At 39.6% G+C, this 24207-nt stretch carries 27 protein-coding genes and 1 tRNA gene; 21 read left to right on the top strand and 7 right to left on the bottom strand.

Annotated features, from left to right (window positions below; all coding sequences use genetic code 11):
• Positions 1–35: 35 nt before the first annotated feature.
• From thiL to dapB, 4 genes are read left to right on the top strand one after another with little or no spacing between them, the layout of a single operon-like run.
• Positions 36–1016 (top strand): thiamine-phosphate kinase, encoded by a 981-nt coding sequence (gene thiL, locus HMPREF3020_RS02130; RefSeq protein ID WP_070775394.1) that lies wholly within the window; start codon positions 36–38, stop codon positions 1014–1016.
• Positions 1016–1510: a phosphatidylglycerophosphatase A family protein gene (locus tag HMPREF3020_RS02125; protein ID WP_070775393.1), complete on the top strand. Its 495-nt coding sequence runs from the start codon at positions 1016–1018 to the stop codon at positions 1508–1510. The genes thiL and HMPREF3020_RS02125 overlap by 1 nt, the downstream gene beginning before the upstream one ends.
• Positions 1504–2130, top strand: a complete 627-nt coding sequence (locus HMPREF3020_RS02120) for a LysE family transporter (protein ID WP_005696005.1) — start codon at positions 1504–1506, stop codon at positions 2128–2130. The genes HMPREF3020_RS02125 and HMPREF3020_RS02120 overlap by 7 nt, the downstream gene beginning before the upstream one ends.
• Positions 2131–2147: 17 nt before the next feature.
• Positions 2148–2960: a 4-hydroxy-tetrahydrodipicolinate reductase gene (gene dapB, locus HMPREF3020_RS02115; protein WP_070775392.1), complete on the top strand. Its 813-nt coding sequence runs from the start codon at positions 2148–2150 to the stop codon at positions 2958–2960.
• Between the two features lie 345 nt (positions 2961–3305).
• Here the strand turns inward: dapB and yfaE are convergent, their stop codons facing one another.
• A complete protein-coding gene (gene yfaE, locus HMPREF3020_RS02105; RefSeq protein ID WP_070775390.1) occupies positions 3306–3554 on the bottom strand; it encodes a class I ribonucleotide reductase maintenance protein YfaE in 249 nt (82 codons plus the stop codon).
• Positions 3555–3660: 106 nt separating this feature from the next.
• On the opposite strand from yfaE, the gene HMPREF3020_RS02100 reads away from it, so the two are divergent.
• The 4 genes from HMPREF3020_RS02100 (at position 3661) to qseC (ending at position 6944) form a co-directional block, all read left to right on the top strand.
• Positions 3661–4347: a hypothetical protein gene (locus tag HMPREF3020_RS02100; RefSeq protein WP_070775389.1), complete on the top strand. Its 687-nt coding sequence runs from the start codon at positions 3661–3663 to the stop codon at positions 4345–4347.
• Positions 4348–4492: 145 nt separating this feature from the next.
• Positions 4493–4861, top strand: coding sequence for a YgiW/YdeI family stress tolerance OB fold protein (locus HMPREF3020_RS02095; RefSeq protein WP_070775388.1), 369 nt, complete (start codon positions 4493–4495; stop codon positions 4859–4861).
• A gap of 69 nt (positions 4862–4930) precedes the next feature.
• Positions 4931–5599 (top strand): response regulator, encoded by a 669-nt coding sequence (locus HMPREF3020_RS02090; protein ID WP_054419433.1) that lies wholly within the window; start codon positions 4931–4933, stop codon positions 5597–5599.
• Positions 5589–6944, top strand: a complete 1356-nt coding sequence (gene qseC / locus HMPREF3020_RS02085; protein ID WP_070775387.1) for a quorum sensing histidine kinase QseC — start codon at positions 5589–5591, stop codon at positions 6942–6944. Before HMPREF3020_RS02090 ends, qseC begins: the two co-directional genes overlap by 11 nt.
• A 27-nt stretch (positions 6945–6971) precedes the next feature.
• Here qseC and HMPREF3020_RS02080 read toward each other — a convergent pair whose 3' ends face one another.
• Positions 6972–7532, bottom strand: coding sequence for a YceB family lipoprotein (locus tag HMPREF3020_RS02080; RefSeq protein ID WP_005698953.1), 561 nt, complete (start codon positions 7530–7532; stop codon positions 6972–6974).
• An 88-nt stretch (positions 7533–7620) separates the two neighbouring features.
• Between HMPREF3020_RS02080 and HMPREF3020_RS02075 the strand changes: the two genes are divergently transcribed.
• The 9 genes from HMPREF3020_RS02075 to tyrA all read left to right on the top strand — a co-directional run bounded on the left by HMPREF3020_RS02075 (position 7621) and on the right by tyrA (position 15861).
• Positions 7621–8343, top strand: a complete 723-nt coding sequence (locus HMPREF3020_RS02075) for a BUD32 family EKC/KEOPS complex subunit (RefSeq protein ID WP_005699036.1) — start codon at positions 7621–7623, stop codon at positions 8341–8343.
• The gene (locus tag HMPREF3020_RS09530) at positions 8340–8468 is read left to right on the top strand and encodes a hypothetical protein (RefSeq protein WP_005696016.1); all 129 of its coding nucleotides are present in this window, start codon (positions 8340–8342) and stop codon (positions 8466–8468) included. The genes HMPREF3020_RS02075 and HMPREF3020_RS09530 overlap by 4 nt, the downstream gene beginning before the upstream one ends.
• Positions 8469–8582: 114 nt before the next feature.
• Positions 8583–8659: transfer RNA gene (locus tag HMPREF3020_RS02065), tRNA-Met, on the top strand.
• A 129-nt stretch (positions 8660–8788) separates the two neighbouring features.
• Positions 8789–9244: a ribosome maturation factor RimP gene (gene rimP, locus HMPREF3020_RS09405; RefSeq protein WP_049371053.1), complete on the top strand. Its 456-nt coding sequence runs from the start codon at positions 8789–8791 to the stop codon at positions 9242–9244.
• A gap of 15 nt (positions 9245–9259) precedes the next feature.
• Positions 9260–10747 (top strand): transcription termination factor NusA, encoded by a 1488-nt coding sequence (gene nusA / locus HMPREF3020_RS02055; RefSeq protein ID WP_005699067.1) that lies wholly within the window; start codon positions 9260–9262, stop codon positions 10745–10747.
• Positions 10748–10758: 11 nt separating this feature from the next.
• A complete protein-coding gene (gene infB / locus HMPREF3020_RS02050) occupies positions 10759–13278 on the top strand; it encodes a translation initiation factor IF-2 (protein WP_049371052.1) in 2520 nt (839 codons plus the stop codon).
• 62 nt (positions 13279–13340) lie between these two features.
• The gene (gene rbfA, locus HMPREF3020_RS02045; RefSeq protein ID WP_005696020.1) at positions 13341–13727 is read left to right on the top strand and encodes a 30S ribosome-binding factor RbfA; all 387 of its coding nucleotides are present in this window, start codon (positions 13341–13343) and stop codon (positions 13725–13727) included.
• Entirely contained in the window at positions 13727–14650 is a 924-nt protein-coding gene (gene truB, locus HMPREF3020_RS02040) for a tRNA pseudouridine(55) synthase TruB (RefSeq protein WP_049371050.1), read from the top strand. Before rbfA ends, truB begins: the two co-directional genes overlap by 1 nt.
• A gap of 86 nt (positions 14651–14736) precedes the next feature.
• On the top strand, positions 14737–15861 hold the full coding sequence (gene tyrA, locus HMPREF3020_RS02035; RefSeq protein ID WP_049371047.1) for a bifunctional chorismate mutase/prephenate dehydrogenase: 1125 nt from the start codon (positions 14737–14739) through the stop codon (positions 15859–15861).
• 43 nt (positions 15862–15904) lie between these two features.
• Here the strand turns inward: tyrA and queF are convergent, their stop codons facing one another.
• The 5 genes from queF to HMPREF3020_RS02010 are packed head-to-tail and all read right to left on the bottom strand — an operon-like array spanning position 15905 to position 19632.
• On the bottom strand, positions 15905–16744 hold the full coding sequence (gene queF / locus HMPREF3020_RS02030) for an NADPH-dependent 7-cyano-7-deazaguanine reductase QueF (RefSeq protein WP_070775386.1): 840 nt from the start codon (positions 16742–16744) through the stop codon (positions 15905–15907).
• A 24-nt stretch (positions 16745–16768) separates the two neighbouring features.
• Positions 16769–17554 carry a Zn-ribbon-containing protein gene (locus HMPREF3020_RS02025; protein ID WP_070775385.1) on the bottom strand — a complete coding sequence of 262 codons (786 nt, stop codon included), beginning with the start codon at positions 17552–17554 and terminating at the stop codon, positions 16769–16771.
• A gap of 2 nt (positions 17555–17556) precedes the next feature.
• Positions 17557–17931: a SufE family protein gene (locus HMPREF3020_RS02020; protein ID WP_070775384.1), complete on the bottom strand. Its 375-nt coding sequence runs from the start codon at positions 17929–17931 to the stop codon at positions 17557–17559.
• Positions 17925–19127: a cysteine desulfurase gene (locus HMPREF3020_RS02015; protein WP_070775383.1), complete on the bottom strand. Its 1203-nt coding sequence runs from the start codon at positions 19125–19127 to the stop codon at positions 17925–17927. The genes HMPREF3020_RS02020 and HMPREF3020_RS02015 overlap by 7 nt, the downstream gene beginning before the upstream one ends.
• Positions 19117–19632 carry a thermonuclease family protein gene (locus HMPREF3020_RS02010; protein WP_070775382.1) on the bottom strand — a complete coding sequence of 172 codons (516 nt, stop codon included), beginning with the start codon at positions 19630–19632 and terminating at the stop codon, positions 19117–19119. Before HMPREF3020_RS02010 ends, HMPREF3020_RS02015 begins: the two co-directional genes overlap by 11 nt.
• Before the next feature lie 111 nt (positions 19633–19743).
• Here HMPREF3020_RS02010 and HMPREF3020_RS02005 point away from each other — a divergent pair, with 111 nt between their 5' ends.
• From HMPREF3020_RS02005 to HMPREF3020_RS01990, 4 genes are read left to right on the top strand one after another with little or no spacing between them, the layout of a single operon-like run.
• Positions 19744–20160: a CidA/LrgA family protein gene (locus tag HMPREF3020_RS02005; RefSeq protein ID WP_070775381.1), complete on the top strand. Its 417-nt coding sequence runs from the start codon at positions 19744–19746 to the stop codon at positions 20158–20160.
• A gap of 6 nt (positions 20161–20166) precedes the next feature.
• Complete coding sequence (locus tag HMPREF3020_RS02000) at positions 20167–20862, top strand: CidB/LrgB family autolysis modulator (RefSeq protein ID WP_070775380.1); 696 nt, start codon at positions 20167–20169, stop codon at positions 20860–20862.
• The gene (locus HMPREF3020_RS01995) at positions 20859–22211 is read left to right on the top strand and encodes an anti-phage deoxyguanosine triphosphatase (protein WP_070775379.1); all 1353 of its coding nucleotides are present in this window, start codon (positions 20859–20861) and stop codon (positions 22209–22211) included. Before HMPREF3020_RS02000 ends, HMPREF3020_RS01995 begins: the two co-directional genes overlap by 4 nt.
• A 45-nt stretch (positions 22212–22256) precedes the next feature.
• On the top strand, positions 22257–24200 hold the full coding sequence (locus HMPREF3020_RS01990) for an ABC transporter ATP-binding protein (RefSeq protein ID WP_070775378.1): 1944 nt from the start codon (positions 22257–22259) through the stop codon (positions 24198–24200).
• Positions 24201–24207: the final 7 nt, after the last annotated feature.

Here is a 24207-nt window from a genome sequence, read left to right as displayed (position 1 = left end):
AATGTCTGCCCTTTGTTTTTGAGTGAAAAGATAAAATGAGTACGGGTGAATTTGATCTTATAGAGCAATATTTCTCAATACAAAAAGACAATCAACACTTTGTTGATTTTAGTATTGGGGATGATTGTGCGATCACTCATATCCCTGAAGGCTATCAGCTTGCCATTACCACCGATACAATGGTTGAGGCCACGCATTTTTTATCTTCTATTTCTCCCCAAGATTTAGCGTATAAAGCTATCGCGACAAATCTAAGTGATTTAGCTGCTATGGGCGCTAAACCCGCTTGGATTTCTCTTGCACTCACATTACCTGAAGTTGATGAAAACTGGCTGAGCCAATTTAGTCAAAGTCTGTTTGATACATTAAATCAATATGATGTAACATTAATTGGTGGCGATACAACGAAAGGTCCACTTTCTATAACCATTACGGCACAAGGTTTCGTACCAAAAGGAAAGGCTTTATTCCGACATAACGCGAAGGTTGGTGATTTAATTTATGTATCGGGCACGTTAGGTGATAGTGCGTCTGGTTTAAATTGGATCTTACAAGGTAAAAGTGCGGTCGATTTTGATACTGAATTTTTAGTAAAACGTCATTTTCACCCAACACCACGCGTTGAATTGGGCCAAGCCTTAAGGGAAATTGCTCACTCATGCATTGATATTTCAGATGGTCTTGTTGCCGATTTAGGACATATTTTAACGAGAAGCCAATGTTCTGCAGAGATTGAATTATCTACTTTACCTTTATCCACACCACTCAAAAAAACATATCGCTTAGAAAAAGCAGAAGCGTTTGCATTGAGTGGTGGGGAAGACTATGAGCTTTGCTTCACAGTTCCCGCAAATAAGAAAACTGAGATTGAAAAGTTATCTCAATCGTTGAATATACCTTGTACCTGTATCGGAAAAATTGTTCCGCAAAATAACAATCCGATTACTTTTTTTAAAGATGGACGTGTTATCAATTATCAAGCGCCGTCTGGTTTCGATCATTTTAAGGATAAATAATGAATAGTTCACCTCTTGATAGAGTTAGCTTAAAAAATCCAGTTCATTTACTTGCATTAGGTTTTGGCTCAGGACTCATTCGTCCTGCACCGGGTACATGGGGAAGTGTAGCCGGAACGATTTTAGGTTCGGCATTATTAGCTTGCCTTGGACTAAAAATCTTCTTAATTTTGACCGCACTTTGCTTTGCGCTTGGCTGTTATCTATGCCAAAAAACCGCAGATGATATGGGTGTTCATGATCACGGTTCCATTGTTTGGGATGAATTTGTTGGGGTATTTATCGTGTTAGCCGCGATTCCAACTTTATCATTACCTTGGATTGTCATTGCCTTTATACTTTTCCGTTTCTTTGATATTTTAAAACCTTATCCAATCCGATACTTTGATCAAAAACTGGAAAGCGGTTTTGGGATTATGGTGGATGATGTTTTAGCGGCAATCTATGCTGTTATTGTTATTGCGATATTACGTATAGTAGGCTTGCCATGCTAAATTTGATGATTATTCATCTTGTTGGCTTGCTTTCGCCTGGCCCTGATTTTTTCTATGTCAGCCGAGTTTCAGCGATGAGTTCTCGCCGAGAAGCTATTGGTGGCGTGATTGGGATTACCATTGGTGTATTAATTTGGGCAACGGCTGCTGTTTTAGGCCTCGCTATTATTTTTGCCACCATGCCAATTATTCAAGGCATTGTGATGATGCTTGGTGGAGCCTATTTAGTTTATCTCGGCATTAAAATGGCAAAAGTAAAAAACAATGCGGTTTTTGATGAAAAGCAGAATGCAAATGTGCCAAATCAATCAACCTTAACGAGCATTATGAAAGGCTTATTAGTCAATTTATCGAATGCTAAAGTTGTGATTTATTTCAGCAGTGTGATGTCATTGGTTCTAGTGAATATTACCGAAACATCACAAATTTTGACCGCACTTGCCGTGATTACCGTAGAAACCTTTTTATATTTCTACATCATTTCGGTGCTTTTTTCACGTTCTGTTGCAAAACAGTTTTATAGCCAATATAGTCGCTATATTGATAATGCGGCAGGGTTGATTTTTATTTTCTTCGGAATCTATTTAATTTATAGTGGCGTTCAACACGCTTTAATTTGATTAAAAAAGGACAAAACATGACATTAAAAATTGCGATCGCCGGTGCAGGCGGAAGAATGGGGCGTCAATTAATTCAAGCCGTACATAATGCAGAAGGGGTAGAATTAGGTGCAGCTTTTGAACGTAAAGGTTCCTCTTTAGTCGGTGCAGATGCTGGCGAGCTTGCGGGTATTGGTGCATTAGGTGTCAAAGTCTCAGATGATTTAAATGCAGAAAAAGACAACTTTGATTTGCTGATTGATTTCACGCGTCCGGAAGGCACGCTTGAGCATATCGCATTTTGTGTCGCTAATAATAAAAAGATGGTAATTGGCACCACAGGTTTTGATGATGCAGGCAAAGCCGCAATTCAAGCTGCATCGGAAAAAATTGCCATTGTATTTGCATCAAACTTCAGTGTGGGTGTGAATTTGGTGTTTAAACTATTAGAAAAAGCCGCCAAAGTGATGGGCGATTATTGTGATATCGAAATCATTGAAGCACACCACCGCCACAAAGTGGATGCACCATCTGGTACCGCACTTTCTATGGGCGAACACATTGCGAAAACCCTTGGTCGTGATTTGAAAACGCATGGCGTATTTTGTCGCGAAGGCATTACAGGCGAACGCAAACGTGATGAAATTGGTTTCTCTACCATTCGTGCCTCTGATGTCGTGGGTGAACATAGTGTATGGTTTGCGGATATTGGTGAGCGCGTTGAAATTGCTCACAAAGCATCAAGCCGTATGACCTTTGCCAATGGTGCAGTTCGTGCAGGTAAATGGTTAGAAAAACAATCTCACGGATTGTTTGATATGACAGATGTGTTGGATTTGAATAATTTATAAAGAGTAGATAGGATTTTTTAATTCACTTATTAAATAACGATCCGTACATGTTATGTGTGGATCGTTATGTTTTTGCATGATGAATCTTTGATTTAGACAGGAAAAAGATGAAGAGTATTTTCTCCTTACTTATTGCTTTTTTAGCTATTTATTTGGGTATATCTATAGCGATTATAGTTGGGGGAATTGTTTTAGAGGCACCCAATATAAACTACAGGTTTATCTTTGAAGACACTTTTAAACCTTCAGTATTTATATTTTTTGTAATTATATTTTTTAGTTATTTAATGGCACCTAAAAAATAGTAAAATTGCATACGGGCAGAGTTCGTTAAGTCTTAATGAATTACAGGTCCAATTCAATATCACTTTCCACCCGACAACAACATAGCAAAATCTCATCGGGTTGAATAAAGGCAAGGGGAGCATCGGCGTAAGACACCTTGCCTTTTTTGATCTTCACGCGGCAAGAACCACAATAACCTGAACGACATTGATATTCATGGTGAATTTGATGTTGTTCTAAAAAATTAAGCAGAGAAGTTTGGTTATCGAAATCTAAGGTGATTTGGCGCTGAATAAGATGGATTTTCATGAAACAAAATAAAACAAAATTTTGCTCATTATAGAAGAAAGAGAAGTAAAACTCACGGCTCTTTTGTTGTAATATAGCGAGCTAATATTCATCATAAGGAAAGAACATGCAAACCTTTCTAAAATTAACGTTAATTTCAACCGCACTTTTATTAACGGCTTGTAGCACCATTTCAAAAGAGCCGGTTAAGCATATTGATATGTATGTAAAGCCTTATTACGATGCCAGAGATGGACGACTTGAACAGATTAATGTGAACAAAGATATTGATGCGTTATTACTGAAAAATACACAAAAAGATTTTGAAAGTGCGGTCAATATTATTGAGAAAAAAGTGGATTTTGTTTCCCCAATGACAATGTTTGCGCTTTCTGCTCGTGCTTATGATTTTGGCTTGCGTGATGAAGCAGTAAAATGGTTTTATCGAGGGCAAAATCGTTTAATCACCGCTTTATATGTGTTGGATTTAGATAAATTAACAGTATCGAATAACACTGCATTTGGGCAATTAGTGGGACAGCATGTTAATCCCTATGCGTTCTGTGATTTGAATAAGCAACAAAAGGCGGCGCAAGATGCGATTGACTGGGTGAAAAATCACCCGTATCAGACTGTATTTTTACCTCAATTACCAAGCAAGCATCCAGATAGAAAACAAGCGTTAAAAGAAGCTGAAGCAAAACTTGATGCACGTTTAGTTGAGCAAGACCGCTATTTTGCTAATCCTGAAAATAAAGCGAAATGGGAAAAAGAACGCCAAGATAACTGGGTGAATGAGCGATTTTGTTGGTGATTTTAAAAAAATTTAAAAATCTTAAGGTTGCTTAAGATTTCATTAAGATTTGTTGTGTTTAATAAGCATCAACAAGGCGGCAATGAGGATAATCCTTCGCTTTGAAACATGACTATTTATGGTTAATTTTATTTAGGAGAACATCATGAAAAAATTTGCTTTAGCAACCCTTTTAGCTTTATCTACTTCAGTAGCATTTGCGGGTTTCAATGGTAACACTGCACAAGGTGGCTTCCAAGGTGGTAACCAAGGTCAACAACTTACAGTTAAACAAGCATTATCTGCGAAAGATAATTCTATGATTACCTTAGTCGGTAACATCACTCAACAAATTGATGGTGATGAATATCTTTTCACTGATGGCACAGACCAAATCAAATTGGAAATTAAAAACCGCGTTTGGAATGGCTTAAATGTGGGACCTCAGGATAAAATCCGCGTTTACGGTAAACTAGACAATGAAATGTTTGAAAAACCAGAGCTTGAAGTCATTAGCGTTGAAAAAGCGCAATAATTCATATAATTTGAAGTGGTGGGCAAAAGCCTGCCATTTTTTCGTTTTAAGAAAAGTGCGGTCAATATTATGCGAGTTTTATTAGTAGAAGATGATGCTCTCATCGGCAATGGTCTGCAAATTGGTTTAACGAAATCAGGCTTTATTGTAGATTGGTTTACTGATGGGCAAAGTGGATTAAACGCCTTAATCGGCGCGCCTTATGATGCAGTGGTATTGGATTTAACCCTGCCTAAACTAGATGGTTTGGATGTATTGAAACAATGGCGCTCAAATAATCAAGATGTACCAGTGTTGATTTTAACTGCACGTGATACGTTGGATGAACGCATTAAAGGCATTCAACAAGGTGCGGATGATTATCTTTGCAAGCCCTTTGCTTTGGCTGAAGTGGTGGTGCGATTACAAGCATTAATTCGTCGTCGTTATGGGCAAGTTAAACCACAAATTGAGCATGGTAATGTCAAACTCGATCCTGCTCAGCGTAAGGCTTGGTTGAATGAAGATGAAATTACATTAACTGGACGTGAATATAAATTACTCGAGCTTTTTATGCTGAATAAAGAACGAGTGCTTTCACGTGCGACCATTGAAGAAAAACTGTCAAATTGGGATGAAGAATTAAGTAGTGGTGCATTGGACGTACATATTTATAATTTGCGTCAAAAATTAGGTAAGCAATTTATTCGTACGGTACATGGCGTAGGCTATGCTTTAGGACAAGTTAATGAAAAATAAACGACTGAGTTTTCGTCTCTTAATCGGTTTAAGTTTGACCGCACTTTGCGTGTGGTGCATTGCCACGGCTGTTGCCTGGACGGTTGTCAAAAAAGAAGTAAAAGATGTGTTTAATGCACAGCAAGTGCTTTTTGCCGAACGTTTAGCAACCTCTGATTTGAAAAATGTGTTATTGGATGAAAATGCGAATTTTCCACGTGGTGGATTTAAACCACAGAAACGTCATTATGATAATGATGCATTGGCCTTTGCCATATTTTCTAACAAAGGCGAAAGATTATTAACCGATGGTGATAATGGCGACAAATTTATTTTTCAAAATAAGATTGGTTTTAGTAAAGCGCATATTTTAGATGATGACGATGAATGGTTGATTTATTGGCAACCTGTTGGTAATGGTGAATTGGTGATCGCCGTAGGTCAAGAGTTAGAATATCGCGAAGAGTTGGTCAATAAAATGGTTTTCAGCCAAACAGGAATTTGGTTTGCAGGATTACCAGTACTCTTATTGGTCGCGTTTATTGTGATTTATCGTGCATTAAAACCAATTAATCGATTGAGTCGAAACGTACAAGCTCGCCGACCAGGTGATGTATCGTTATTAGAAACCGATGATGTGCCAACAGAGATTTTACCGTTAGTCCAAAACTTAAATCAATTTTTCAAACGCACCAGTGAGCAGTTGGAACGGGAGCGCCGCTTTGTTTCTGATGCAGCACATGAATTACGTAGCCCATTAGCGGCATTACGTATTCAAACGGAAGTCGCACAGTTGGCTGGCGATGATGCACAAACTCGTGAAATGGCCTTAATGCATTTAACCCAAGGTATCGACCGAGCGACCCAATTAATCGAACAGCTTCTTACGCTTTCTCGATTAGATAATCTTAAAGAATTAAATCATCAGGAATCCATTGATTGGTCAGAAATGATAACTTCACTTATCGGTGAGTTATATTTCAGTGCGCAGCAACGCCAAATCGAATTGCAGTTTGAACATCAGGGAGATCCTGCCGTTAAGCAAGGACAGCCATTATTACTTGCACAAATGCTACGAAACTTGTTGGATAATGCCATTAAATATTGTCCGCAAGGCACTCTGGTTCGTGTGATTTTGCAGCCGCGTAAGATTCTTATCGAAGATAATGGCGGTGGTGTTGACCCAGAAGAATTAGCAAAATTAGGGCAGCGTTTTTATCGTCCGGCAGGACAAAATGAAAAGGGAAGTGGGCTTGGATTGTCTATTGTGGCAAGAATCGCAGAATTGCACCATTACCGTTTCCGCCTGGAAAATATTGAAGATAACGGACACACTCAAGGTTTGCGAGCTATCATTGAGTTATAAAAAAGGGCGTTTAATACGCCCTTTTTGTTAAAACATTCCACCAATTAATTCCAATCGACCTTTTTCAACTTTAATTTCTTTGGCAAATTTCTTAATGAGCATTTGTTTCATATCACTTTCATCTAAGGTGTAAACCGGCATCTGACTTAATAAGGCTGCTACACCATCGCTTAATAGCGGCATAACATCTTGGAGTTGCTCCATGGCACTATTAGGTTCGCCAGACCAGCGTAAAATTCGCAGATTTTTTAAATAGAGTGCACCTTCTTGTGCGTTATACTCTGGAACGGCATCAAAGGTTAAATGCAATTTAGCTGGGTAGGTTTTACCAGATAAACGAATAAGCGTATCAACCAAACCGCTCATTTCAACACGATTACTTTCAGTTTGCCCGATTTGAGTCACCAAATCTTTCAATGCGTAATCGACAGAAAATAATCCAGGGATACCGAGCTTGTCACTAATCGTGCCTTTTTCGCTTAAATACTGGTTAATTTGTTGCTCGCCAATACTGAATGGAGAGGCTTGCACGGATAGCGTGCAGAAACCTAATATCAGTACGGCGAGTACTTTTTTCAAAAAATGCATATTTTTCTCCTTGATTGAAAAAGAATAAAAATTTTGTAGAATGTATCGCTTATCTTTTCACTATACAATAAAAATTTAAGTAGAGATTATGACTTCGTCATTTAAAGAGCATGTGCAGAAGCTTCTTGAAAAACACCGTGGGGAACGTGTTTTCCAATTTGAATATTTAGGGAAACATTATTGGTTAAAACAACCCGAGCAATTAAAAGGGATATGGTTATTATTAAAACCGCATCCAAAGCAACATTTTAAAGAAGAATGTGAGATTCTTCAGCACCTGAATAATATTGGTGCACCAATACCTAAATTATGTGATTTCGGTGATGATTATTTAGTATTGGAAGATGCAGGGCCAACATTGAACATCTGGCTTAATGATGAAACGTTGTCTTGGACAGAAAAATCACATATTTTGCATTTAGCGATGGAGATATTGATTAATCTTCATCAACAAGGCATTATTCATGGTCGTCCAGCCATACGAGATATTGCATGGAGAGATGGTCAGATTAGTTTTATGGACTTTGAATCCCATTCAAAAAGCCATAATGAACATTGGTTGATTACACGTGATATGCTAGCATTTTTATACAGTTTGTGTCGTGTGAAAGGCTTAGATGATGAAAAGCTTAATGAATTATTTGATTATTATAAATCTCACTGTCCAACGATTTATTGGGCTGATATGTTGTCATATATGAGAAGATTTCGCTGGCTTTATTATCTTTTACTTCCGTTTAAACCAATTGCTCGAACGGATTTATTGGCCGTTTATCGGTTATTTGAACATTTAACAAAGGAAAATCTATGAAAAAATTATTTTTAGTGGCTGTATTAAGTGCTTTGGTAAGCGCTTGTTCTGTGGGTGTTGGCGCTGGTGGCGGCAGTAATGGTGTGGGCGTTGGTGTAGGTCTTGGAACTGGCTTTGGATTCTAACTCTCACTTTAAGATAAAGCAAAGTGCGGTCAAAAATCTTAGGTTTTCAAGAAAATTAGCAGAAACCGCTTGATCTTTTGATTTAGAACACTATAATACACCCCATATTTCGGACGCGGGGTGGAGCAGCTTGGTAGCTCGTCGGGCTCATAACCCGAAGGCCGTCGGTTCAAATCCGGCCCCCGCAACCAATAACAAGTTCAGTAATAAGAACCCCAAGTTTGGGGTTTTTTTGTACGAGAAATTTAGAAACTGGGCTTAGGTTCATTGACGAACCTAACCCTTTTTTTATGTCTGAATTTTAAGATTAGGAGCAAAAATTGGCAACATTAGAACAAAGATTGCAAGAGATGCTTCAAGGTGCAGTAGAAGACTTAGGCTGCGAACTTTGGGGGATTGAATGCCAACGTGCAGGTCGCTTTATGACCGTGCGTTTATTCATTGATAAAGACGATGGCGTAGGCGTTGATGATTGTGCTGATGTAAGTCGTCAAGTGAGCGCGATTTTAGACGTGGAAGATCCAATTGCGGATAAATATAACCTAGAAGTGTCATCACCAGGTCTTGATCGTCCGTTATTTACGCTTGAACAATTCCAACGTTATGTGGGTGAGGATATCGCTGTGCATTTACGTATTCCTGTTTTAGATCGCCGTAAATGGCAAGGTAAATTGGAAAAAATTGAAAATGACATGTTGACACTTATTGTTGATGGTCAGGAACAAGTTCTTATTTTTGGCAACATTCAAAAAGCCAATGTAATCGCAAAATTTTAAAGGAGAAAAAGGAAAATGAGTAAAGAGATTTTGTTAGCTGCTGAAGCAGTATCTAACGAGAAGTTATTACCACGCGAAAAGATTTTTGAAGCGTTAGAGAGTGCGATTGCACTTTCAACAAAGAAAAAATATGACTATGAAACCGATATTCGCGTATCTATCAACCCTAAAACGGGTGAGTTTGATACATTCCGTCGTTGGTTGGTGGTTGATGAAGTTAAAGTGCCAACAAAAGAAATGACATTAGAAGCGGCACAATTTGAAGATCCGAATGTTCAACTTGGTGATTATGTTGAAGACCAAATTGAGTCTATCGCATTTGACCGTATTGCAATGCAAACTGCTCGCCAAGTAATCAGCACTAAAATCCGTGAAGCAGAACGTGCAAAAGTGGTTGAGCAATTCCGTTCTGAAGAAGGTAAGATTGTTACGGGTACGGTGAAAAAAGTAAATCGTGAAAGCATCATTTTAGATTTAGGCAATAAAGCAGAAGCCGTGATTATGCGTGAAGATATGCTTCCTCGTGAAAACTTCCGTCCAGGTGATCGTGTTCGTGGTGTGCTTTATAAAGTGAATCCAGAAAGCAAAACTGCACAACTATTTGTGACTCGTGCAAAACCTGAAATGTTAATCGAGTTATTCCGTATTGAAGTACCAGAAATCGGTGAAGAAATGCTTGAAATCCGTGGTGCGGCACGTGATCCAGGTTCTCGCGCGAAAATTGCGGTGAAATCTAATGATAAACGTATTGACCCAGTTGGTGCATGTGTGGGTATGCGTGGTGCACGTGTTCAAGCGATTACCAACGAGTTAGGTGGCGAACGTGTGGATATCGTACTTTGGGATGACAATCCAGCACAATATGTGATCAATGCAATGGCACCAGCTGATGTGACTTCAATTATCGTAGATGAAGATAATCACTCAATGGATATAGCTGTTAATGCTGACAACTTAGCACAAGCAATTGGTCGTAACGGTCAAAACGTACGTTTAGCGACACAATTAACCGGTTGGACATTAAATGTCATGACTACCGAACAATTAAATGAGAAACATCAAGCAGAAGATACTAAAGTATTAAATTTATTCATGGATAAATTAGGTCTTGATGAAGAGTTTGCTCAAATCTTAGTAAATGAAGGTTTTACTTCATTAGAAGAAGTGGCTTATGTTCCTGTGAGCGAACTGAGTGCAATTGATGGTTTAGAAGATGAAGATCTTATCGAAGAATTACAAGGTCGCGCAAAAGATGCCATTACTGCAGCTGCTGCAGCTGAAGAAGAAGCCTTGAAAAAAGCGAATATTGAAGATCGTTTATTAAATCTTGAAGGGATGAATCGTCACATTGCCTTTAAATTAGCTGAAAAACAAATTACTACGCTTGAAGAACTTGCTGAGCAAGGTGTAGATGATTTAGCTGATATCGAAGAATTAACCGCAGAGCAAGCCGCTGACTTTATTATGGCTGCGCGTAATATTTGCTGGTTTAGCGAAGAGTAAGGAGTTTAATAATGACTGAAGATGTAAAAAATGCGGATGCGAATGCACCGAAAAAACTAAGTATTCAACGCAGAACAAAAACAACCGTAAGCAGTACAACAGCTGGCGGTAAAGCAAAAGCGGTACAAGTTGAAGTTCGTAAAAAACGTACTGTGCCAACAGATGCTGCGCGAAAAGCCGCTGAGGCAGAAAAATTAAAAGCACAGCAAGAAGCAGAGAAGAAAGCGGCAGAAGAAAAAGCACGTTTAGCTGCTGAAAAAGCTGCAGCGGAAAAAGCGAAAGCCGAAAAAGCTAAGGTTGAAGCAGAAAAAGCAGCGAAACCAGCACAAAGTGCGGTTGAAAATAAACCTAAATCGGTTGATCCAGAAAAAGAAAAACGTAAAGCGGAAGAAGCAGAACTTCGTCGCAAAGCGGAAGAGCTGGCTCGTCAAAAGGCTGAAGAGCAAGCACGTAAAGCAGCTGAAGATGCTAAACGTTATGCTGAAGCGGATACATCAAGCAATGAAAGCGCATCAGAAGATTATACTGATTACAATTTAAGCTCTCGTTATGCTTTAGAAGCAGAAGATGAAGAAGAACGCCGTAATGAAAATCGTGGTCGCGGCAAAAATAAAGTGGCTAAAGCGAAAAAAGAACGCGATGACGTGAAGGGCGGTAATAAAAATGAGCGTGAATCTAACCGTAAAAATCAAAAAGACGGTAAATTCGGTAAAGGTAAAAATGGTAAGAAAGGTGCAGCATTACAACAAGCCTTCACAAAACCTGTTCAGGTTGTGAAACAGGATGTTGTTATTGGTGAAACCATTACCGTTGCGGAATTAGCAAACAAAATGGCAACCAAAGCGACTGAAATCATCAAAGCTATGATGAAGATGGGCGAAATGGTAACCATTAACCAAGTGCTTGACCAAGAAACAGCACAGTTAGTGGCTGAAGAATTAGGTCACAAAGTGATTCTTCGCAATGAAAATGAACTTGAAGAAGAAGTATTAGGCGATCGCGATGTTAATGCTGAAAAAGTAACTCGTGCACCAGTTGTAACGATCATGGGGCACGTTGACCATGGTAAAACCTCATTGCTTGACTATATTCGTAAAGCGAAAGTTGCAGCAGGTGAGGCGGGTGGTATTACTCAGCACATCGGTGCGTACCACGTAGAAATGGATGACGGCAAAATGATCACCTTCTTAGATACGCCAGGACACGCCGCATTTACCTCAATGCGTGCACGTGGTGCGAAAGCAACAGATATCGTCGTTCTTGTTGTTGCGGCAGATGATGGTGTGATGCCTCAAACCATTGAAGCGATTCAACACGCGAAAGCAGCAGGTGCGCCTTTAGTGGTTGCAGTGAACAAAATTGATAAACCAGAAGCAAATCCAGACCGAGTAGAACAAGAATTACTTCAACACGAAGTGATTTCTGAGAAATTCGGTGGTGATGTGCAATTCGTTCCTGTTTCTGCGAAGAAAGGTACCGGTGTTGATGACTTATTAGATGCCATCTTGCTTCAATCAGAAGTACTTGAATTAACGGCTGTAAAAGACGGTATGGCAAGCGGTGTAGTGATTGAATCTTACCTTGATAAAGGTCGTGGTCCGGTTGCGACAATTCTTGTTCAATCTGGTACTTTACGTAAAGGTGATATCGTACTTTGCGGTTTTGAATACGGTCGTGTTCGTGCAATGCGCGATGAAAACGGTAAAGAAATCGATGAAGCCGGCCCATCTATTCCTGTTGAGGTGTTAGGTCTTTCGGGCGTGCCAGCAGCGGGTGATGAAGCAACTGTAGTACGTGATGAGAAAAAAGCACGTGAAGTAGCATTACACCGTCAAGGTAAGTTCCGTGAAGTGAAACTTGCTCGTCAGCAAAAAGCGAAACTTGAAAATATGTTTAGTAATATGGCTGAAGGTGATGTTGCTGAACTGAATATCATCGTGAAAGCAGACGTACAGGGTTCTGTGGAAGCGATTATTCAATCGTTACAAGATCTTTCTACTGATGAAGTGAAAGTGAAAGTTGTGGGTTCTGGTGTCGGTGGTATTTCTGAAACTGATGCAACCCTAGCGGCAGCCTCTAATGCGATTATTGTTGGCTTTAACGTACGTGCGGACGCTTCTGCTCGCCGTATTATCGAAGCAGAAAATATTGACCTTCGTTATTACTCTATCATTTATGAACTATTAAATGATGTGAAAGCAGCGATGAGCGGTATGCTACAACCTGAATTCAAACAAGAAATCATTGGCTTGGCTGAAGTGCGTGATGTATTTAAACATCCGAAATTTGGCGCAATCGCAGGTTGTATGGTGACTGAAGGTGTAGTAAAACGCAACAACCCAATCCGTGTATTACGTGATAACGTGGTAATTTTTGAAGGTGAATTGGAATCTCTCCGTCGCTTTAAAGATGACGTTTCTGAAGTCCGTAATGGTATGGAATGTGGTATCGGCGTTAAAAACTACAATGACGTGAAAGTCGGCGACCAAATCGAGGTGTTTGAAGTCGTTGAAGTTAAACGTTCAATCTAATCGATAAAAAGAGCGGTCAAAATTCAACGTATTTTTGACCGCTTTTTAATAAGAGAAATATTATGGCAAGAGAATTTAAACGCAGCGATCGCGTTGCACAGGAATTACAAAAAGAAATCGCCATCATTTTGCAACGTGAAGTGAAAGATCCCCGTATTGGCATGGTAACCGTGTCTGATGTGGAGGTATCAAGCGATTTAGCTTATGCAAAAGTGTTTGTCACATTTTTGTTTGATCATGATGAAGTAGCGATCGCACAAGGCATGAAAGGGTTAGAAAAAGCAGCACCTTATATCCGTTCATTAGTGGGTAAAGCGATGCGCTTACGCATTGTGCCGGAAATTCGTTTCTTCTACGATCAATCCTTAGTTGAAGGGATGCGTATGTCTAATTTAGTAACAAACGTAGTACGTGAAGACGAGAAAAAACACGTTGAGGAAAATGACTAATGTCGAGACCTCGTAAGCGTGGACGTGATATTGATGGCGTATTTTTATTAGATAAGCCACAAGGCATGTCATCGAATGACATTATGCAAAAGGTGAAACGCGTATTCCAAGCGAATAAAGCAGGACATACCGGTGCGCTCGATCCATTAGCAACCGGTATGCTGCCTATTTGTTTAGGTGAAGCTACAAAGTTTTCTCAGTTTTTGTTAGATGCAGATAAACGCTATGTGGTTACAGCAAAATTAGGTGAACGTACGGATACCTCAGATGCTGAAGGGCAAGTGGTCGAAACGCGCCCTGTCAATGTGGAAACATCACAAATTTTGACCGCACTTGAACAATTCCGTGGTGATATTTTGCAAGTACCAACCATGTTTTCTGCATTAAAGCACAATGGAAAACCGTTGTATGAGTATGCTCGCGCAGGCATTACCGTAGAACGTGAAGCCCGTCCTATCACGATTTTTGAGATAAACTTTATCGAGTATCAAGCACCTTCTTTAACTTTAGAAGTGCATTGTTCGAAAGGAACCTATATCCGCACATTAGTGGATGATTTAGGTGAAGTGTTAGGTTGTGGCGCTCATGTGACAGTGTTACGTCGAACTGCGGTTGCGGATTATCCAACAGAAAAGATGATGACATGGGATGCTTTGCAGGCGCTTGCAGAGCAAGGCAATCTTGCACAACTTGATCAACATCTTTTACCGACAGATACAGCAGTCAGTAAATTACCTGCATTAAAGTTAAACGCAGAGCAAAGTAAAAGTATAGGCTTTGGACAGCGCGTTAAATTTACTAATGAAGCAAAATTGCGTGGTCAAGTGCGGTTGTTTTCTGACAAGAATATCTTTTTAGGCGTGGCACTTATCGATGATAACAATGTAATTCGTCCGCAACGTTTGATTACACAATCTCTCTAACCATTTGCCTTTCTGTTTTAATTCCAGTAATCTCACCTGTAACCTTTTAATTGCAATCAATGTAAATAAGATATTACAGGTGAATTATGGATGTCCTTAACCATTTACGTCAGGAAATTGATGCGCTCGATCGTGAACTGATTCAACTTTTTGCTAAACGCCTCGAACTGGTAAGCCAGGTAGGAGAGGTTAAGCATGAAAAAGGTTTACCAATTTATGCGCCAGAACGTGAATTAGCAATGCTACAAGCGCGCCGAGAAGAGGCGATGAAAGCGGGAATCTCTCCACAACTTATCGAAGATGTGCTGCGTCGTTTCATGCGTGAATCGTATTCCAATGAAAATCAGTTTGGTTTTAAAACCCTGAATCCAGCCATTAACAAAATTGTTATTGTCGGCGGTTACGGAAAAATGGGGCAATTACTTGCCCGCTATTTGCGCGCTTCTGGTTATCCTATTTCTATTTTAGATCTGGATGATTGGGATGTGGCAGAACGCATTTTAACGAATGCAGATGTTGTCATTGTTTCCGTGCCAATTGATCACACGTTAGAAACCATAGAACGTTTAAAACCCTATTTAACGGAAAATATGCTACTGGCGGATCTCACCTCCGTGAAACGTGCTCCATTAGCTAAAATGTTAGAGGTGCATAAAGGGGCGGTAGTTGGATTGCATCCAATGTTTGGCCCTGATATTGCGAGCATGGCAAAACAAGTGGTTGTGTGTTGTGATGGGCGCTTTAGTGAGTGTTATGAATGGTTACTGGAGCAAATTCAAATCTGGGGTGCAAAAATTTACCAAATTGATGCAGCTGAGCATGATCACAATATGACGTACATTCAAGCATTACGTCACTTTTCTACCTTTGCGAATGGTCTGCATCTTTCTAAACAGCCCGTCAATTTAAGCAATTTATTGGCGCTATCTTCCCCGATTTATCGTTTGGAATTAGCTATGATTGGTCGTCTATTTGCTCAAGATGCGGCACTTTATGCAGATATTATTATGGATAAGCCAGAAAATTTAGATGTGATTGAAAGCTTGAAACAAACTTATGAAGAGGCGTTACAATTCTTTGAAAAAGGCGATCGCCAAGGGTTTATTGATGCTTTCCATCAAGTGAGAGAATGGTTTGGAGAATATTCAGACCAATTCTTGCAAGAAAGTCGTCAGTTATTACAACAAGCTCACGATTTACGTCATGTATAAAGCTAAAAGTGCGGTTAATTTTCACCGCACTTTTTCTTTTTACTTATTGTCTTGCCAAGCGTAAATTTTGTGGAATTGTCTCAAAGTTAGAACGGAATGGATTGATATCCAATCCACCACGGCGCGTATAACGCGCATAGACGGTGAGTTTTTCTGGTTTGGCGTAATGCATCACGTCACAGAAAATACGCTCGACACATTGCTCATGAAACTCATTATGTTGACGGAAAGATACGATGTAGCGGAGAAGTTTTTCTCGATCAATTTGTTTGCCCACATAATGAATTTGCACAGTTCCCCAATCGGGTTGACTGGTGATAAGACAGTTAGATTTCAATAAATGGCTCACTAAGGATTCTTCTACCACATTATCGGACGTACAATTTTGCAAAATGTCCGCATTAAATTCGTAGCTATGAATTTCGATATCCTGTTCGTCAATGCAATCACCAGCTAAAGTATCGATACTTTGCCCTTGATAGTGGGATAATGAATGTAAACGAACGTTGACCTCACCTTGAGCACAAGCACTTAGATCTTCACGCATCGTGCGTTCTACGCTAGCAAAATCAGCAAATTTGCTTTGGTTAAAGCTGTTTAAATAGAGTTTAAAGCTTTTTGATTCAATTAAATTTTCACTGCGATAATCAATTTCCACATCGGCAATAGCCACTTGAGGCAAACCTTTTGGATTTAACCAAGAAATTTCATAGGCCGTCCAAATATCGGCTCCTTCGGTAAATGGCTGTTGTTCGGTTATACCTAAGCCATCTCGATTGAGTTTACGAGGCACGGGTTGTAACAAAGTGCGGTCATAATTCGCAGCATATTCTGTTGCTTGACCGAGTTTTAAGGATTGAAGGCTTTTATCTTGATAGTTCATTTGTTTTCCTAAATGACGAAAGCGTTATAAAAAATTCCACGACACATTTGAGACTAATCGACATTGGTCGCATTTAAAGCAAATTATATCAAAGAGTGGCGCGTCTAATGCCCAAGTACCACCACATTGCGGGCAACAGCGTTGCTGTTCCGATTCTAAAGAATAGCCACCGACACGGTATAAATAATAATAGGTTGGTATGCCGCTTTCTTTTTCGATTTCAGCGGCAAGGTAGCGCCCATGTTTACTGAGCGTGCTATTAACCTCGGAGATTTCGCTTAATGATTCTTTTTCTAAAGCCGAACCATTCATTTGCAACTGATCGCAAGCCTGCCAATTCTCTTGCCATTTAATCAAATCTTGGCTTAAGTGCGGTTGATTTTTTAGATGTTTATAAAGTGGAATTGGGGAGAAATCCTCTCCGCTATGTAATGGCGAGCAAGATTGCAAATGTGTGGTATAAAGTATCTGCCATGCAGGATGGCTGCATTCTGCGGTGCTGTCTGCATTTAAATCATCGGCAATGATTTGAAAACCTTGAAAATTTAGACCGCACTTTTCTGCATTTTCCATCACCAGATTCACGGATTGATTATTGTTTTCGGGTAAAAGGCTATCTTGCTCAGGGCAAATAACGCGCATTGCAAAACCTTGTTCGCCGTCTTCCTCCGTCAAATAAAGAGGAATTTCACGGCCGATAATTTGTCCGTTATAACGCCATTGGTCGATGATTGCATTGAGCAAATGGCTTTGTTGGCCGATGTCATTTTCTAAGGCGGTTAATTTAAAAAAAGGCTCGATCAGATACATAATTACAGATTGTGCAAGATTTCTTCGATTTGTTTTAAACCGTTTAAGCGGGTTTCGCTTAAGCGAGAAGCAATACCAAGTTCATCAAAAAATTGACTGATATTAAATTGTTGTAGTTGATTATTGGTTTGTCCATTGATGTTTTGCAGCAACAACCATAATAAACCATTCATAATGCGTGCTTCGCTGTAAGCTTGAAATTGAAACGTATCGTCATATTGTGGAATGGCCATAAACCAAAGTCCCGCTTCACAGCCTTGAACCGATTGCATTTGAGCCAATTCATCTGGAGAGGGTTGAGGAAGATGTTTACCGGCTTGAATAATAAAACGGTAACGATCTTCCCAATTTTTTGCCTGTCTAATGTTTTCTAGCATGTTAATAACTCTAAGGATTTATCTAATGCCGCAAAAAAAGCATCCACATCTTGCGGGCTATTGTAAGGCGCAAAAGAAAGTCTTAATGTGGTACGCTCGCCAAGGCGGGCTAAATAAGGTTGTGCACAATGCTCGCCAACACGCAACGCAATTTTTTGTTCGCTTAACAGGGTAGCAAGATCTGAAGCTGCAATCCCATCAAAAACAAAACAGACTACAGAACTTGGCTGCGGTGAATTGAATAAACGACAATTCGGATAGTTTTTTAACCGCACTTTACTTTGTTCGGCAAGTGCAACGGCATGAGCTTCGGCTGCCTGAAAATCCCATTTTTTGAGCCAATCTAGCACTGCTCCAAAACCAATCACGCCGGCAATATTAGGTGTGCCAGCCTCTAATCGATAAGGCAAATCGGCAAAGGTAATACATTCATGGGATACATGCTCAATCATTTTTCCACCGTAAAAAAGCGGTTGTAGCAGGGAAAGTGAGCTTAATTTTCCGCTTAGTATACCAATGCCGTTAGGTCCATAAATTTTGTGTGCAGAAAAGGCAATAAAGTCCGCATCTAATGCCTGCAAATCAATTTGTATATGGCTAATAGCCTGAGCAGCATCCACTAAAACGAGCGCATTACTATGTTGGCGGATTAATCGAATTAAATGCTGGATATGTTGTTCCGTTCCCGTTACGTTGGAAACAAAATTGAGTGCCACTAATTTGGTTTTTTTATTCAATGCTGCAATTAAGGCATTTTCATCAATTAGCCAATTATCCAAAATAGGCAGGACTTGAATTTTCGCACCACATTTTTTCGCTGTTTCATGCCAAGTAACATAATTAGCATGATGGTCTGCTTGGCTAATTAAAATTTCGTCATCTGCATGCAAGGAGGGGAGTAAACCGTTGGCAACCAAATTAATACTATGAGTTGTTCCAGACGTCCAAATCACCGCTTTTTCATCTTCCGCATTAATTAAGGCTTTAACTAAGTGACGAGCATTTTCATATTGTGCTGTTTGTGCAGCTTCATACTGGCTACGATGCACGGAGCCTGCCGATTGATAAAAAGTACTCGTTGCATCAATTAGTGCTTGAGGTTTTAATGCTGTCGCCGCATTATCCAAATAAAACACGGCATTTGGAGATTTAAAATAAGGAAATTCATTTTTAAATGATTGGTAATCAAAAGCCATGGTTATCTCCGTGTTTAACTGTTTTTTTCTGTTTGCGCCATTCATAAGGAGCAACAGGGTTGGGCTCACACCATAAGCCAATTTTTTGTTGCTGAGCAAAATCTTGTGCCTGGAAGTAGAGTGGATTTTTAGCGAATTGCGGGTAAACCCACGCCATACCATTTTTTACCATTTCTAAGTTGATATTTTGTTCTTGCAGATAAACCGTTGCCAAAATACGTTGGTAGCGATCATAACCAGAAACAGACAACGTCACATTTTGTTTGAAAACCAGTTGTGAAAGATATTGTTTGGCTTTCTTTCCAAATGGTTGGCCTTTTTCCGGAGCATCAATTTCTTGTAATCGCACTTTGAGTTGTTTTTTAGTGGGTAAGAGGCAAGTTAAGGTATCGCCATCACTTACACCAACGACCCAGCACGCCATTTGGCGTTCAGCCGCTATTGAAAATGGCGTCCAAAGTGCGGTTAAAATTAGGGTTAAAAATAAGAAGAATTTTCTAATCATTTGGAATTTCTTTGATCTGCATCGTAAAATTTCGCTAAAATGGATGGGTAATTTTAACAAAAAAGCGTAAAATAATTTTTAATTATTATTAAAAAAGTTGATAGAGGAAATATGTTACTCCAAAAAGGCGTTCAACTCGCTCGTTCGCTCATCATTTTATACATTATGTTACTACTCGGCAATTTGATTTCTCACTACATTCCAGTGGGGATTCCTGGCAGTATTTGGGGGTTATTATTACTTTTTTTAGGTTTAACAACCCATGTGATTCATCTGGAATGGATTTATTTCGGTTCGAGCTTATTAATCCGCTACATGGCGGTGCTTTTTGTACCGGTGAGTGTTGGTATTATCAAGTATTATGATTTACTCGTTGCGCAATGGAAAATTTTACTCATTCCAAATATTCTTAGTACCTTTTTAACACTTTTTGTGATTGCATTTATAGGAAACTATTTATTTTACAAACAATCTTTTAGCCATAAACGTAAAAAAGTATTGGAAAAACGTAATCTTCAAGCAGACTAAGGTTTTATTATGCAGTATGCAATTTATCTTTATACCGGTTTAACGATTTTCGGATTTTGGCTCGCACTACAAATCAGTAAACGTTGGAAATCGATGATTTTCAATACTTTTGTGCTAACGGTATCCATTCTTGTGCTGATTTTAGTGGTTAGCGGTATTCCTTATGATGATTATATGGCAGGTAATGCGCCGATTAATAATTTATTAGGATTGAGTATTGTCGCACTGGCATTACCGTTGTATGAACAAATTCGTCAAATTGCGAAACAATGGAAAATTATCCTTTCAGTAGTCGCATTGGCCTCAATATTTTCAATGTTTACCGGGGCTATTTTTGCCATTATTTTAGGTGCAAGCCCTGAAATGGTTGCGACGGTATTACCAAAATCAATTACTACGCCAATTGCAATGGAAGTAGCTTCACATTTAGGCGGCATTCCTGCCGTGACGGCGGTAGGTGTGGTTGTCGCCGGTTTACAAGGGTCGGTTTTTGGTTATCTCATCTTGAAAAAAGTTGGGATTAAACAACAAGAAGCAGTCGGTTTATCTGTTGGTGCGGTTTCTCACGCATTAGGTACGGTAAGTTGTATGGAAGCTGATCCAAAAGCGGGGAGTTATAGTTCGATTTCTTTGGTACTTTGCGGTATTATGAGCTCCATTTTAGCACCCTTAGTATTCCATATTATTCGTCTATTTTTATGAGAACCCAATTAGCTGATTTTTGGACTGAACGTTTCCTTCCTGATCCGCCTCGCGAAAAAGATCATCGACCACCATTTCGTCGTGATCGCGGGCGGATTTTACATTCTGCCGCTTTCCGTTGTTTACAAGCCAAAACACAGATTCATGCGGTGGGCGAAAATGATTTTTATCGTACACGTCTAACTCATTCTCTAGAAGTGGCACAAATCGGTAGCAGCCTGGTTTCCCAATTAAAATTTGCGGAAAGTTATGTTGCTATTTCAGACCAGCTTAATATCGAAAAAAGTGAATTACAGAAACAACTCAAACCTTTATTACCAAGCAATGATTTAATTGAAAGTTTGTGCTTTGCACATGATATTGGTCATCCACCGTTTGGTCATGGTGGGGAAGTGGCGCTTAATTATATGATGCGTAACCACGGTGGTTTTGAAGGCAATGCGCAGACATTTCGTATTATTACTAAACTTGAGCCTTATACTGAAACAGCAGGGATGAATTTAACGCGTCGTGCTATTTTAGGCTTGGTGAAATATCCGAATATTTTAGACTTATCTTCACCACAATATGCCCAGTTGCCGCATACTGAAAACGCTGATCCTCGTTATGTCAAAATTAGCGACTGGAAGCCTGGAAAAGGGTTATTCCGTGATGACGTCACAATGTTTACGTGGCTGTTGCAAAACCTTTCTGAAAATGACCGCACTTTGTTTGGCTCATTTCAAAAAGTGCGGTCAAATCCTGCTGAGTTTTTAAAAACACAATTTAAATCGTTAGATTGCAGCATTATGGAATTGGCGGATGATATTGCGTATGGCGTGCATGATTTAGAAGATGCGATTGTGACCGGTGTAGTAAATCAACATCAATGGCAAGAAGCATTGGCTGAACTTAAAACGATTCCTTCAGATTGGTTGGCAAAAAATATAGAACAAGTCAGCCAACGATTATTTTCCAACCATCATTTCGAGCGTAAAAATGCCATTGGTGCATTAGTGAATTTCTTTATCACTCATGTACGTTGGAAAGTCACCGGCAATTTTGATGAGCCTTTGTTACGTTATAACGCAGAACTGCCGCAAGATGTGATTGCCGCATTAAATGTATTCAAAAAGTTTGTGTGGAAATACGTGATTCGCCATGTGGAAACGCAACGTATTGAATATAAAGGCCAACGCATTCTCACCGAAATGTTCCAGATTTTTGAGTCTGACCCAGAACGTTTATTGCCAACGAATACCGCTAATCGCTGGAGAAATGCACCGGAGCAGGGCAAAAAACGTATTATTTGTGACTATATTGCGGGTATGTCTGATGCCTATGCCTTAAAGGTTTATCATCAGCTCTAAAGTGCGGTTATTTTTATTGATATTTTGAATTTATAGGACAATTTTGTGGCATTAATTAGTTTAACTAACGCTTATCTTTCTTTTAGTGATCATCCCTTACTTGATCAGGCAGAACTGCATATTGAACCAAATGAGCGTGTGTGTTTGGTGGGGCGTAATGGCGCCGGTAAATCTACGCTATTAAAAATTATTGCACAGCAAGTCACGATGGATGATGGCAAAGTGCAGTATGAAAAAGATTTAGTGGTTTCACGTTTAGAACAAGACCCACCGCGCCACGCCGAAGGCAATGTTTTCGATTATGTGGCGGAAGGGATTGAGCATTTAGCGGATTTGTTAAAGGAATATCACCATATTTCGCAAGAATTGACACAAAATTACAGCGAACAAATTCTTAATCAACTAGCACAAGTGCAAGCCAAATTAGAGCATGCCAACGGTTGGCAGTTTGAAAATAAAATCAATGAAGTCCTGCAAAAGCTCGAGTTAAATCCCGATACTAAATTAGCCGATTTATCGGGTGGTTGGTTGCGTAAAGCCGCTCTTGCTCGTGCGTTGGTGTGTAATCCTGATGTCTTGTTATTAGATGAACCGACTAACCACTTGGATGTGGATGCAATTGAATGGTTAGAAAACTTCTTATTAGAATTCACCGGAAGTATTGTGTTTATTTCTCATGACCGTTCTTTTATCCGCAAAATGGCGACTCGTATTGTGGATTTAGACCGCGGTAAATTAGTGTCTTATCCTGGTGATTATGATTTATACCTCACCACGAAAGAAGAAAACTTACGTGTCGAAGCGTTACAGAACGAGCTTTTCGATAAGCGTTTAGCGCAAGAAGAGGTTTGGATTCGTCAGGGTATTAAAGCTCGTCGTACGCGTAATGAAGGCCGTGTGCGAGCTTTAAAAGCGATGCGTGAAGAACGTCGCCAACGTCGTGAGGTGATGGGTACGGCCAAGTTACAATTAGATAACTCGAGTCGTTCAGGCAAAATCGTGTTTGAAATGGAAAATGTGAGTTATGAAATTGAAGGCAAACAGCTGCTTAAAGATTTCAGCACGACCATTTTACGTGGCGATAAAATTGCATTGGTTGGCCCAAATGGTTGCGGAAAAACCACGTTTATTAAACTTTTATTAGGTGAAATCAAGCCAACCAGCGGTCGCATTCATTGTGGTACAAAATTAGACATTGCTTATTTTGACCAATATCGTGCCGATCTCGATCCGGAAAAAACGGTGATGGATAACGTTGCAGATGGCAAACAGGATATTGAAGTCAATGGCATAAAACGTCATGTCTTGGGCTATTTGCAGGATTTCTTATTTCCACCCAAACGAGCTATGACACCCGTAAAAGCCCTTTCAGGTGGTGAACGTAACCGTTTGTTATTGGCTAAATTATTACTGAAACCTAATAATCTATTGATTCTCGATGAACCAACCAATGACTTGGATGTAGAAACCTTAGAATTATTAGAGGAAATTCTCACGGATTATCAAGGCACCTTATTGATTGTCAGCCATGATCGTCAGTTTATTGATAACGTCGCAACGGAGTGTTATTTCTTTGAAGGTGACGGCGTATTGAATAAATACGTAGGCGGTTTCTTTGATGCAAAAGGACAACAAGCTAATTACTTTGCCATGAAAGCAGAGCAAGAGACCCAAAAATCCAAAAAAGAAGCACCAAAAGCACAGGAAAGTGCGGTTAAAAATGACGCTGTTTCTCAAAAGCCAAAATCCGTTAAACTTTCTTACAAAGAACAACGTGAGTTAGAACAGCTACCACAATTGTTGGAAGAATTGGAAGGGAAAATTACCGCACTTCAAGCTGAAATTGGTGACCCTCACTTTTTCCAACAAGCTCATGATGTAACGGATGCGAAGCTAAAAGAATTAGCGGATACGGAAGCGGAGCTTGAAACGGCATTTATGCGATGGGAAGAACTTGAAGAGAAAAAGACCCAAGCTGAAGCAAAATAGGGTATAG

This window comes from Haemophilus sp. HMSC068C11, from assembly GCF_001815355.1.
Lineage (GTDB): Bacteria > Pseudomonadota > Gammaproteobacteria > Enterobacterales > Pasteurellaceae > Haemophilus_D.
The sequence above is the reverse complement of the archived record's forward strand: the minus strand, read 5'-3'. Positions and strand labels throughout refer to the sequence as shown.